This is a genomic window from Herminiimonas sp. CN, from assembly GCF_000622895.1.
Lineage (GTDB): Bacteria > Pseudomonadota > Gammaproteobacteria > Burkholderiales > Burkholderiaceae_D > AVCC01.
Genome location: NZ_AVCC01000105.1, coordinates 1 through 9759 on the forward strand (window position 1 = coordinate 1; position 9759 = coordinate 9759).

Sequence of the window (9759 nt, forward strand, 5' to 3'; positions counted from 1 at the left end):
TGTCGCGGCGATGAGGCCAACATGAATCTGCTGAAGCTGGAGCTGCCGTGGTGGGCGCGCTGGGCGGCGCTGGCCGCTGCCGGCGCGATCATCTTCCTGTTCGGCCAGCTGCACGGCGAACGGGTCGCCGGCCAGATCCATATCGACTATGTGACTGGCCAGGCTGCGCAAACCGTGAGGATCGCGAAGGCGCAGCAGGTGGTGGTGACGCAGACCGAGATCAAATACCGCGACCGCATTCAGAAAATATACGTCAAGGGCGACGTGATCGAAAAGGAGGTACCCGTTTATGTTACGCAAGCTGACAATGACCGTTGCACTATCAATGCTGGCTTCGTGCGCAGCCACAATGCCGCCTGGGCAGGTGAGCCTGCCGGACCTGCCGGCCAGTCTGACCGAGAGCCCGCCGCCGTTTCGCTTGCTGATGTCGGGCAAGCCGCTGCCTTCAACGCCACCGCCTGCCTTGCCTGGCGCGAACAGTCTTTAGGGCTGCGGGAGTTTTATCGGGAATTGCAGGCGGCCACGAATGTGCCGCCAGCTGAGTGATTCAAAGACAGTTCAACGTTGTGTGATCGAGCCTGATGTCCAATTCACGACAAGACGAGGGCCAATGCCGAAGGGGCTTGTTTTATAAAGGTCCTGCAACATAGTGGCACCGTTCGCACCGACGATATTGAAGCAATGGGAAATCGCTACCCGGAACTCATCGAACAGCTCCTGCATATTGAAATTGTGCTTCGCGGCCTGGAGTATCCATTGCAAGAGTGCTTGCTGGGATTCCAGTTTCTTCAGATCGATTGCCCATGTGCCGTGGTCAACGTTGCGAATTGACATTGTATCTGGTTCAAATTTCCAGCTGCTCATATACAACCCCTTAGCTTGTCAGTAGAACGTTTGCGACAGAAAGCATCCAAAACAGAGCGCCCGGTCATGCTGCGTCAACAGCTCATCCGGGCCTCAATCCACTGTATAGGCAGTGAACCGAGCCAAGGCTCTGCCACCTCCCGGGAGGCGAGCGAAGTCTAGCATAAAGAAAGTTCCATATGGCAACACCAATCATCCCCTGGATCGGGGGAAAGCGCCGTTTAGCTGCCACGCTCATTCCACAATTTCCACCACACACCTGTTATGTCGAGGTTTTCGCCGGCGGGGCTGCCTTGTACTTCATGCGGCCGCCGGCAGCAGTGGAGGTCATCAATGATGTAAATGGCGATCTGGTCAACCTCTATCGGGTGGTCAAGAATCACCTGGAAGAGTTCGTGCGGCAGTTCAAATATGCACTGTCGAGCCGCGACGTCTTCAAGTGGTTGCAAGATACGCCACCCCATACGCTCACAGACATTCAACGCGCTGCCCGCTTTTTTTACCTGCAGCAGCAAGCATTCGGCGGCAAAGTGGAAGGGCAGACTTGGGGCACGGCTACCACGGCACCGCCAATCAACCTATTGCGGATCGAGGAGAATCTGTCAGCTGCGCACCTGCGTTTGTCCCAAGCATTTATCGAAAACCTTGACTGGGCGAAGTGTGTCGAGCGTTATGACCGCCCGCACACCTTCTTCTACATGGATCCGCCGTACTGGGAAACCGAGGGATATGGAGTAGGTTTCGGACTCGATCAGTATGAAAAGATGGCCGATATCCTGCGAAATCTGAAAGGCAAAGCAATTGTCAGCCTGAACGACCACCCCGATATCCGGAGGATTTTCAGCGGCTTCCATATTGAAACTGCACCGATCAAGTATACGGTCGGCGGTGGGACCAAGACGGTAGACCGAATGGAAGTGATTATTTACAGCTGGGACAAGCCGAGCGACCCTGCCGGGCTTTTCTAAATGCCAGGATGAAGATATCTATTTATCTTCATCCTGGAGTCAGGACGACGCCTTGCCCTTTAGATCAGCAGCTTTCCCGTATTCCGCCATCGAAGTAGTGATCTGATTGATCGCTACCCGGTTTTCCGGCCCCATGGCGCGGTAATGATCGAGCAGGATCGCCTCCTCCTTACTGGCCGGGAATAATTCCTGCTGGTTGAACTGGGAAAAGATGCGGTGTCTGGATCCGATCTGCTCGGCATCCTGCAGTACCGCCTCCGGAGCCTGCAACAGGCGCCAGGTACCCATCCGGCCGCGCTCGATCTGCGTCACCACGTCGGCGGTGGCGGCTACCAGACTAACGCCCTGCTTGGTGCGTGAGCGCACCAGCTCCATGGTGCGGCGACCGATATGCCCGACGATGACTTCGATGATGGAGTATTCGATGGTCCGGTATTGCTGTACGCCGTTGTCGTCTTTCCTGTCTTTGACATCAAAACTGCCCGGCTGATGCAGCACCAGGGCGATGCGCTGGCCATCGGTGACGATGGTGATATTCCAGTGTTCTTCCAGCAAATCCTGCAGCAATTCTGCCGCGCCGTCATCGCTGGTGGCACAGTCCACGCTGTAGGGCGCGCCGCGGCCATCCAGCAGCCAATCGATACGGGCATTTTCACAACGTCCGATAGCCGATAGCGCATCGCCACCCAGCATGCCGCCGAGCTTCATCACACTCTCCATCGACCCTTTGCTAATCCCGATAGACAACGCCCACGGATAGGTTTTTCGCCCGTCGAGCAGGTAGGTAATGCGTTCCGGAATTGACGGGAAATTTAATTTCATAAAAATAAGAATTTCTTATTTGCAATTCCTAAATTTAGGAATACAATGACTGCATGCACTAAGCGATTAAGCATTAATTACTAAATAAATGCTTAACAAGAAAACGACAGTATAGCAGGCGTAAAAATGAAAACTAAAGCCAAACACAAGCGCGAATTCGTCATGGTCACCTTCGGTCGCGGCACTGCCGAGCTGAAGCGCGATTTCGATCGGATCGCCGAAAAAGGCGGCTACACAAAGGCCGGACTGGCGCTGGAATTGATCCGCGAAGGCATCGAGCGCCGCACGTCCGGATCCAAACCGAAGCCGAATTAAAAAAGCCCGCTGACCGCGCCAACGGTCAGCGGGCTTGCACTACCGTCCTGCCGGACGGCTCACTGCATCGCAAATCCAGTGTAGGCATTCCGGCAAATGTTGATTTGATAATTGTCGCCGGAGTTTCACATGTCACACAAAATCCCCTGCCCTACGGATGTGCACGAAGCTTTTCGCGCCGTAGTGCACGACTACGATGTCGCGCAGATGGCGGCCAAGCTCGGCATGCCTGCCGGCACCCTTTACAACAAAGCCAATTTAAACGAATCGTCAGCCCACAAGCCGACGCTGGCCGATGCAGTGCTGGTGCAGGTGATCGCTTCCGACACCCGCATCGTGGAGGCGATGGCGCACACGCTGGGCGGGGTGTTCGTCAAGTTGCCGACGGTGCAGGCGATTTCCGATGTGGCGCTGCTGGAAATGGTGGCCGACATCAGCATCAAGAACGGTCAGTTCCACGGCGAGCTGAAAGAGGCGCTGGAAGACGGCAAGTTCTCCCGCGATGAGCATGCGGCCATCCATCAGCGCGCCTTGATCTACATCACCTCCATTCTGGAAACCGTGAGCCGCATCGAGGGCATGGTCGATGCGTAGGCCATCCCCTGCCCCGGCGATCCCTGCTGCATTGCGTCGCGCCGGCATCACGCAGGTGGTAGACAACGTGCCGCCGGGTGCGTTCATCGGCGGCTTCGAGGCCGAATTCGTTCGCCTGTTCGCCAAAGTCATTCAAGCCAAATTGTTCACAGCTTCGGGAGACCGTCATGGGGTGGAGCAAAGACAACTCGCGCCAGCAGACGCTGGCGCTGCCGGTGGTGCTGCGCAACCCAACCCGGGACGATCTGCGCGCGGCGTACGAGCGCTGCGTCAGGGACAAGGAAAGCATGCCGTTCGATCGGGCGCTGACGGTGCCGTCGATTGCGCTGACGCTTAAAAACGCGGCCCGGGCGGCCATCCTGAAACGCGGAGGTGCGTGATGAAACAGCAGATTCTTGACTGGATGTTGAGCCTGGCCGTGCTGCTGTCCTGGCTGGCCCTGGCGGCGTGGATGGACTACCCGACATTAGGTTAACCCGAATTTCGCAGTTCCCGTAGTACCCGCAGTCCCTTTACCCCTGATTGGAGAAGCCATGCTTCATAGATACCTGACCTCCGACGAGCAGCAGCGCCTGATCAAGGCAGCGCAGCAGCCGTCCGACATTCTGGCGCGGCGCGATGCGGCCTGGCTGAATGCCCTGCTGCTGTCCGGCCTGCGCATCACCGAATTCAGCCTGATCACGCTGGGCGATGTGCATGAAGCTCTGCAGCACAAATACCTGTTCATCCCGAAAGAGCGTCGCAAGGGCGGCAAGACCGACCACCGCGTGTTCGTCACCGCCCCGCTGCGCGCTGCACTGAAGACGCTGATCGATGTGCACCTTGAAATGGTCGGCAAGGATTGGTCCCCCGTTGATGCCCCGCTGGTGGTCAGCCGCCAGCACGACGGCTGCCGGGCAATGTCGGTGCGCTCATTCCAGATGCGCTTCAAGCACTGGGCTGCGATCGCCGGCCTGCCGCCGGACGCGTCGCCGCATTGGCTGCGTCACAGCCGCGCCATGAACATCATGCGCAACAGCGAAGCGGCCGACCCGCGCGGCATCGCCAAGGAAGCGCTGGGCCACGCCTCGATCGCCAGCACCGGCGTCTATACCGGCGTGCTGCGCGAGGAGCTGGAGCAGGCATTGACCCAAACCGATGCAACGAAGGCCAAGCGCGTAAGCCTGGTCGCGCTGCGCAAAGATTTTGACAAGAGGAGCTAAACGTGGAAACCAAAAAAATTGACTGGCTGGGCAGCGAGGTCCGGCACAACGGCGAAAACATCGGCATCGTCACCCAGATCCGCCCGAACGTCGCCAACGGCCGGCGCTATGCGTTCGTCCAGCCGCACGATCCGGAATTCGGCGAGCGTCGGGTGCCGGTTGATGAGTTGACGCTGGTGGAGGACGTGCTATGACGACGGCAACTCATGACGCCAGCGTCGAGGCGCTTTGTCGCCTGCTGAAGATTGCACTTGGGCACTCAGGTCAGTGCCGCCATGTCGCCGGCTTCCTGCTAGGTCTGTACAACGGTAACCGCTTCAAGTTCGATCTGACCGATTTCCGCTGCCTGGATACTGCCATTTTCAAGGATTGCCTGCTGGTATTGCGCATGGATCACTCCCCGGCGCAGGAAGTGCATATGTACTTCGATAACGGCGGGGAAATATGGGAGCAGTTGGCTCGCGACTGGAATATCCGCGACTACACGCAGGAGACCCAATGATGGCCTCCCTCCTCCAAGCCTGGGTTTTCATCAGCGGCGCGCTGTCGATCTGGCTGCTGTCGGATCCGCGATCGCGCTTCCACCGGCTCGGCTGCTGGGTCGGGCTGGCCAGCCAGCCGATCTGGCTGTGGAGCACTTCCCAGAATCACCAGTGGGGCATGTTCGCCCTGTCCCTGATTTACATCGCCAGTTTCCTGCGCGGCATCTTGCAACACCGTCCTTCACTCCCTGTAAAGGTTCACCCATGAGCATCCAGCACAGCATCCTGACCTACACCGGCCGCTACATCAGCCTGACCGAACCACATGAGGCCGAATTCCATATCACCGACATTGCGCATGCGCTGTCGCAGAGCTGCCGTTTCGGTGGGCATACCCGCCAGTTCTACAGCGTGGCGCAGCACAGCGTGCTGGTGTCGCAGATGGTGCCGGTCGAATACCGCCTGCAGGCGCTGCTGCACGATGCGGCCGAGAGCTACTTCGGCGACATGGTGCAGCCGCTGAAGGGACTGCCGTCGATGGGCCCCTACCGCGATTACGAGCGGGTGATGCAGTCGCGCCTGTTCGATACCTATGGCGTGACGCCGACACCAGAATCGACCGAGGCCGTCAAGCGCGCCGATCTGCAGATGCTGGCCGCCGAGCGGCGCGACCTGATGGCGCCGGACCTGTCGCCGTGGCCGATCCTGGACGGTATTTTCCCGCGCCACGCCAGCATTTCGCCCTTGATGCCGGTGTCGGCCGAGGCACTGTTCCTGAAGCGGTTCAAGGAATTGGCGGGGGTGCTGTGAATACACTCGCCACACTCAATGATTTCAACGCCCGGCGCACTGCAAACGTACTGCAGAAATTCAACCGGCCGGAGCAGTCGCTGTTAAATCGTGCCTACGGCCACCTGATTGCCAGCCGCCTGGGCATGACGCTGATGGTGCCGGTCGGCGCTATCTCCGGCCGGCTGGTGCCGGTGCTGGACCGCTGCCCGGTGCCGTGGCTGGAAGCGACCGCGATTCTGGACGCCGATTACCACACCGCAGCCCCTCTCTCGCTGGTGGAGCTGGTCCGGCACGGCCAGAGCATCCAGAACCCGACGTCACCGCTCGGCCTGTTCGCCCAGGCGGTGCTGGAATCATTCGTCGGCTCCGATGCCGATTTCGCGGTCGCCCTGTCGGATAAAGACTGGCGGCATACCCGGATCACCCTGGCGCAAGGCGGCGAGCCCTGCCGCGTATTGATCGGCGCGGCAGGCGTGCGGCTGGCGTTCACTCCGGATTTTTTGGAGGGCGTACTGTGAGCCGCGCCAAACCGCCCCGCCGCAAGGCTTACCGCCACCGTCCGGCCGGTGCGCGCACCTTGCGCACCCAGCCGTGGAAGCTGCGCAGCGTGTTCCAGCCGCTGGAAGACATCTTGAACCAGATGGAAGCCACCGGCTTCTCCGACGCCGACCAGCGCGGCACGCCGATTTTTCAGAGCATGAAGGACAGCTGCTGGTACACCAGCGCGCCGGCCATCAACGGCGTGGCCGATGCCTACGCGCTGCACGAAAAACGCAGCGGCCGCCCGATGCCGACCGAACCGCTGCGCCGCGTGGCCAACAAGCTGCACTACGGCAGCATGGTGTTCGCCTCCGACCTAGCCGACATGCGCGCCGCGCTGGCCACCCTGCGCACCGAAACGATGGACATGACCGAAGACTACGCGCACAGCCTGCTGCAGACCGTGTGCATTCAAGTTGAACTCGAAAGGAACGCTGCATGAATACCAATGCCCTGATGAATGACCCCGCCTACAACCCGGACCGACTGCTGGACGCGATGCTGAAAACGATGGCGCTGAAGAACGACGCCGCACTGTCGCGCCGCCTGGGCGTGATGCCTCCGGTCATCAGCAAGATCCGGCACCGCCGCACGCCGGTCAGCGCCGACATGCTGATCCGGCTGCACGAACACAGCGATATGCCGATTCGGGAGTTGAAATCGTTGATGGTGGCGGCCTAGAGCACACAACAACAAGGAATTCATTCATCGAAGATAAGGAGAACAGCATGAAATTAACTAAAGAACACCGCCAAACCATCATCGAAAAATGCGTGAAGGCGCGCTTTACCGACCGGCAGCAGATCCACGAAGCCAATCGCAGTTTGCTGGGTGATGCACTGTATGAACATGCATTCGGCGAGGGCGAGAAAATCGCCAAAAAATTGCCGCGTGGATGGGTTCGCACTATGAGTACTGTCACCATTAGCGCATCCGGGTTCATCTCGCGGTATCACCACGCGACTGAGGATGAGCTTTCTCCCAACCTGGAACTGTCGCGTGATCGTTTACAGCCTGGGGTCATCACCGACCAATTTACCGTGGATGAAACGCATCCCCTGTATCCGCAGACGGAACGCCTGGTCAATGAATTCAATGCTATCAAGGCTGACAAGGCCATGCTGGAAACGCAGCTGCTCACCCTGCTGTATTCAGTCAACACGCGGGAGAAGCTGATGCTGGTATGGCCGGAAGGGGAAGAATTCTTCCCGCGGGCCGTTGTAAAGGACACGCTGCCGATTCCCTATGACTTGACCCTGTCGATCAATCGCATGATGGGGCTGGTCTCGGCGCCGAATGGTGCGCTATGAGCGACAAGACAGGAATTGAATGGACCGACGCCACCTGGAATCCAGTGCGCGGCTGCAGCCTAGTATCCGACGGTTGCAAGAACTGCTACGCGATGGGCGTCGCCGGCCGCTTCGGCGGTCCCGGCCAGCCGTATGACGGACTGACCACCAAAACCACCCAAGGCGCGAAGTGGACCGGCAAGATCATGCTGGTGCCGGGCATGCTGGATCAGCCGATCCGCTGGACCAAGCCACGGAGGATTTTCGTCAACAGCATGTCTGATTTGTTCCACCCGGACGTGCCGTTTGAATTCATCGCGGCAGTGTTCGGCGTGATGGCCGGCGCATCACAGCACACTTACCAGGTGCTGACGAAACGGCCCCACCGCATGCTCGCGTTTTTCGATTGGCTGGAAGGCCACAAAAAGCGTCCACTTTATGACTGTGCCGCGCTGCAAGCTAAGTTCCCGGGCGACGACTGGCAACCCTACTTGCTCGCCCAGCTGGCCTCTGAAGCCATGCCTGCGGGGGTTGCCAAGCGGTGCCGCGTCAACATTCTCGGGCGCTGGCCGTTGCCGAACGTCTGGCTCGGTGTCTCAGTAGAGGATCAGGATGCCGCTGCAGAACGCATACCGTTACTACTGAAAACGCCTGCTGCCGCGCGCTGGATCAGCGCCGAGCCGCTACTCGGTGACGTAAATATTCGCCCATGGCTTCAGGCAAAAATGTTTGGGCCGCGTGCGATGAACGGTAACGCGTTCATGAATAGCCACATGACGAACCGTCTCGATTGGGTTGTTTGCGGTGGTGAAAGCGGCCCAAAGGCCCGGCCAATGCATCCGGATTGGGCGCGGAGCCTGCGCGATCAGTGCGCGGCTGCCGGCGTTCCGTTCCTATTTAAGCAGTGGGGTGAGTGGGCTCCGGTTACTGAACTCGGTTTTGGCGGCTTTGAAAAGAGGCCAGAACACATCATCAGCGATAAGCCTGGCTATGCCACCGTCATGATCCGCTATGGCAAGAAAGTCGCCGACCGCACGCTTGACGGCCGGACATGGGATGAATACCCAATGGTGTCAGCATGAACCTGATCGAGACCCTTACCTGGATTCCGGTGTCCGAGCGACTGCCGGACAGCGACATCACCGTGCTGCTGTTTGATCCCGCAGCTAATGAGCCAGTGTGGCTGGGTTTTTGGAATGACGCTGATAACTGCTGGTACTACGTCGATGCGGAAGAAGCCACGCCAACACACTGGGCCGAGATGCCGGAAGGGCCTACGGAATGACCGCCCAGCTAACCCTATTTGATCCACCTGATGCACCGATCGCCACCCCTCCTCGCGCGTGGGTAATCTGCCGGCATGCCGAACCGATCCGGCCTGGTTGGTATGAAGTGCAAACGGCATGGCGCACAGCCCTTCCAGACGAGTGGCAAAACCCAGATGGGTATAACCGCTTCATGAGCCCGGTGTACTGGAACGGGAAGCAATGGTGCCTGGCAGATGACGATCAACGCCCCAACCCGAAGGGATCGACTTATCCAGGGAGTCTTGACGATCGCTGGCGTCTGCTTTCTCCTGGTTGGGATCCTGCGCAGCACAAACAGGCAATGAGAATGGAAAAGGTGCTGAGATGGCCAGAGAACGCATAAATACAGAAATTGGCGACGAGATCAAGTGCGCCCAATGCGGGGAGTTCTGGCCGGCGGATCCTGAGTTTTTCTATTTCTGCAAGGGCCGGCCGCATTCGTGGTGCAAAGCCTGTTACGTCAACGATCCGAAAACGATAGCGAAGAAGAAACGCTGGATTGAAAAATCCACTCGAAACAGTGTGTCTGCATAAAACCGGAATAAGAGATTCATTGAATGGCTTCCATAGAAGAACTGAAGAAT

19 protein-coding genes are annotated in these 9759 nt (G+C 58.7%); 16 read left to right on the forward strand and 3 right to left on the reverse strand.

Annotated features, from left to right (window positions below; genetic code table 11):
* Positions 1-546 (forward strand): hypothetical protein (locus HMCN_RS18395; protein ID WP_025918303.1); only part of this gene is annotated, 546 nt, incomplete at its 5' end.
* Positions 547-558: 12 nt separating this feature from the next.
* Here the strand turns inward: HMCN_RS18395 and HMCN_RS0115875 are convergent.
* Positions 559-864 carry a hypothetical protein gene (locus HMCN_RS0115875; protein ID WP_155837608.1) on the reverse strand — a complete coding sequence of 102 codons (306 nt, stop codon included), beginning with the start codon at positions 862-864 and terminating at the stop codon, positions 559-561.
* A gap of 179 nt (positions 865-1043) precedes the next feature.
* Between HMCN_RS0115875 and HMCN_RS0115880 the strand changes: the two genes are divergently transcribed.
* Entirely contained in the window at positions 1044-1832 is a 789-nt protein-coding gene (locus tag HMCN_RS0115880) for a DNA adenine methylase (protein ID WP_025918305.1), read from the forward strand.
* 39 nt (positions 1833-1871) lie between these two features.
* On the opposite strand, the gene HMCN_RS0115885 is transcribed toward HMCN_RS0115880, so the two are convergent.
* Positions 1872-2654, reverse strand: a complete 783-nt coding sequence (locus tag HMCN_RS0115885) for a hypothetical protein (RefSeq protein WP_025918306.1) — start codon at positions 2652-2654, stop codon at positions 1872-1874.
* Positions 2655-2780: 126 nt separating this feature from the next.
* On the opposite strand from HMCN_RS0115885, the gene HMCN_RS0115890 reads away from it, so the two are divergent.
* From HMCN_RS0115890 to HMCN_RS0115960, 14 genes are all read left to right on the forward strand, one after another.
* Complete coding sequence (locus HMCN_RS0115890) at positions 2781-2969, forward strand: hypothetical protein (RefSeq protein WP_025918307.1); 189 nt, start codon at positions 2781-2783, stop codon at positions 2967-2969.
* 129 nt (positions 2970-3098) lie between these two features.
* Positions 3099-3563 (forward strand): phage regulatory CII family protein, encoded by a 465-nt coding sequence (locus HMCN_RS18400; RefSeq protein ID WP_025918308.1) that lies wholly within the window; start codon positions 3099-3101, stop codon positions 3561-3563.
* 167 nt (positions 3564-3730) lie between these two features.
* The gene (locus tag HMCN_RS0115900; RefSeq protein WP_025918309.1) at positions 3731-3943 is read left to right on the forward strand and encodes a hypothetical protein; all 213 of its coding nucleotides are present in this window, start codon (positions 3731-3733) and stop codon (positions 3941-3943) included.
* Between the two features lie 153 nt (positions 3944-4096).
* Positions 4097-4765, forward strand: coding sequence for a tyrosine-type recombinase/integrase (locus HMCN_RS0115910; protein ID WP_025918310.1), 669 nt, complete (start codon positions 4097-4099; stop codon positions 4763-4765).
* Positions 4766-4767: 2 nt separating this feature from the next.
* Positions 4768-4959 (forward strand): hypothetical protein, encoded by a 192-nt coding sequence (locus tag HMCN_RS19695; protein WP_025918311.1) that lies wholly within the window; start codon positions 4768-4770, stop codon positions 4957-4959.
* A complete protein-coding gene (locus tag HMCN_RS0115920) occupies positions 4956-5267 on the forward strand; it encodes a hypothetical protein (protein ID WP_025918312.1) in 312 nt (103 codons plus the stop codon). The genes HMCN_RS19695 and HMCN_RS0115920 overlap by 4 nt, the downstream gene beginning before the upstream one ends.
* On the forward strand, positions 5264-5515 hold the full coding sequence (locus HMCN_RS0115925) for a hypothetical protein (RefSeq protein WP_025918313.1): 252 nt from the start codon (positions 5264-5266) through the stop codon (positions 5513-5515). Before HMCN_RS0115920 ends, HMCN_RS0115925 begins: the two co-directional genes overlap by 4 nt.
* Positions 5512-6057 carry a hypothetical protein gene (locus HMCN_RS0115930; protein WP_035627612.1) on the forward strand — a complete coding sequence of 182 codons (546 nt, stop codon included), beginning with the start codon at positions 5512-5514 and terminating at the stop codon, positions 6055-6057. The genes HMCN_RS0115925 and HMCN_RS0115930 overlap by 4 nt, the downstream gene beginning before the upstream one ends.
* A complete protein-coding gene (locus HMCN_RS0115935) occupies positions 6054-6557 on the forward strand; it encodes a hypothetical protein (protein ID WP_025918315.1) in 504 nt (167 codons plus the stop codon). The genes HMCN_RS0115930 and HMCN_RS0115935 overlap by 4 nt, the downstream gene beginning before the upstream one ends.
* On the forward strand, positions 6554-7021 hold the full coding sequence (locus HMCN_RS0115940; protein WP_025918316.1) for a hypothetical protein: 468 nt from the start codon (positions 6554-6556) through the stop codon (positions 7019-7021). The genes HMCN_RS0115935 and HMCN_RS0115940 overlap by 4 nt, the downstream gene beginning before the upstream one ends.
* Positions 7018-7260, forward strand: a complete 243-nt coding sequence (locus tag HMCN_RS0115945; protein ID WP_025918317.1) for a hypothetical protein — start codon at positions 7018-7020, stop codon at positions 7258-7260. Before HMCN_RS0115940 ends, HMCN_RS0115945 begins: the two co-directional genes overlap by 4 nt.
* A gap of 47 nt (positions 7261-7307) precedes the next feature.
* Complete coding sequence (locus HMCN_RS0115950) at positions 7308-7889, forward strand: Nmad5 family putative nucleotide modification protein (protein ID WP_025918318.1); 582 nt, start codon at positions 7308-7310, stop codon at positions 7887-7889.
* Positions 7886-8950, forward strand: coding sequence for a DUF5131 family protein (locus HMCN_RS0115955; RefSeq protein ID WP_025918319.1), 1065 nt, complete (start codon positions 7886-7888; stop codon positions 8948-8950). The genes HMCN_RS0115950 and HMCN_RS0115955 overlap by 4 nt, the downstream gene beginning before the upstream one ends.
* Positions 8947-9153: a DUF551 domain-containing protein gene (locus HMCN_RS0115960; RefSeq protein WP_025918320.1), complete on the forward strand. Its 207-nt coding sequence runs from the start codon at positions 8947-8949 to the stop codon at positions 9151-9153. Before HMCN_RS0115955 ends, HMCN_RS0115960 begins: the two co-directional genes overlap by 4 nt.
* 250 nt (positions 9154-9403) lie before the next feature.
* On the opposite strand, the gene HMCN_RS19940 is transcribed toward HMCN_RS0115960, so the two are convergent.
* Positions 9404-9759, reverse strand: a 356-nt coding sequence (locus tag HMCN_RS19940; protein ID WP_238552211.1) for a hypothetical protein, incomplete at its 5' end; no start/stop codon positions are given.

Coding starts and splice junctions, on each gene's coding strand:
- HMCN_RS0115880 (WP_025918305.1), top strand. CDS start 1,044: ATGGCAACACCAATCATCCCCTGGATCGGGGGAAAGCGCCGTTTAGCT.
- HMCN_RS0115950 (WP_025918318.1), top strand. CDS start 7,308: ATGAAATTAACTAAAGAACACCGCCAAACCATCATCGAAAAATGCGTG.
- HMCN_RS0115900 (WP_025918309.1), top strand. CDS start 3,731: ATGGGGTGGAGCAAAGACAACTCGCGCCAGCAGACGCTGGCGCTGCCG.
- HMCN_RS0115875 (WP_155837608.1), bottom strand. CDS start 864: ATGAGCAGCTGGAAATTTGAACCAGATACAATGTCAATTCGCAACGTT.
- HMCN_RS0115890 (WP_025918307.1), top strand. CDS start 2,781: ATGAAAACTAAAGCCAAACACAAGCGCGAATTCGTCATGGTCACCTTC.
- HMCN_RS0115945 (WP_025918317.1), top strand. CDS start 7,018: ATGAATACCAATGCCCTGATGAATGACCCCGCCTACAACCCGGACCGA.
- HMCN_RS18400 (WP_025918308.1), top strand. CDS start 3,099: ATGTCACACAAAATCCCCTGCCCTACGGATGTGCACGAAGCTTTTCGC.
- HMCN_RS0115925 (WP_025918313.1), top strand. CDS start 5,264: ATGATGGCCTCCCTCCTCCAAGCCTGGGTTTTCATCAGCGGCGCGCTG.
- HMCN_RS0115910 (WP_025918310.1), top strand. CDS start 4,097: ATGCTTCATAGATACCTGACCTCCGACGAGCAGCAGCGCCTGATCAAG.
- HMCN_RS0115930 (WP_035627612.1), top strand. CDS start 5,512: ATGAGCATCCAGCACAGCATCCTGACCTACACCGGCCGCTACATCAGC.
- HMCN_RS0115885 (WP_025918306.1), bottom strand. CDS start 2,654: ATGAAATTAAATTTCCCGTCAATTCCGGAACGCATTACCTACCTGCTC.
- HMCN_RS0115955 (WP_025918319.1), top strand. CDS start 7,886: ATGAGCGACAAGACAGGAATTGAATGGACCGACGCCACCTGGAATCCA.
- HMCN_RS0115960 (WP_025918320.1), top strand. CDS start 8,947: ATGAACCTGATCGAGACCCTTACCTGGATTCCGGTGTCCGAGCGACTG.
- HMCN_RS0115920 (WP_025918312.1), top strand. CDS start 4,956: ATGACGACGGCAACTCATGACGCCAGCGTCGAGGCGCTTTGTCGCCTG.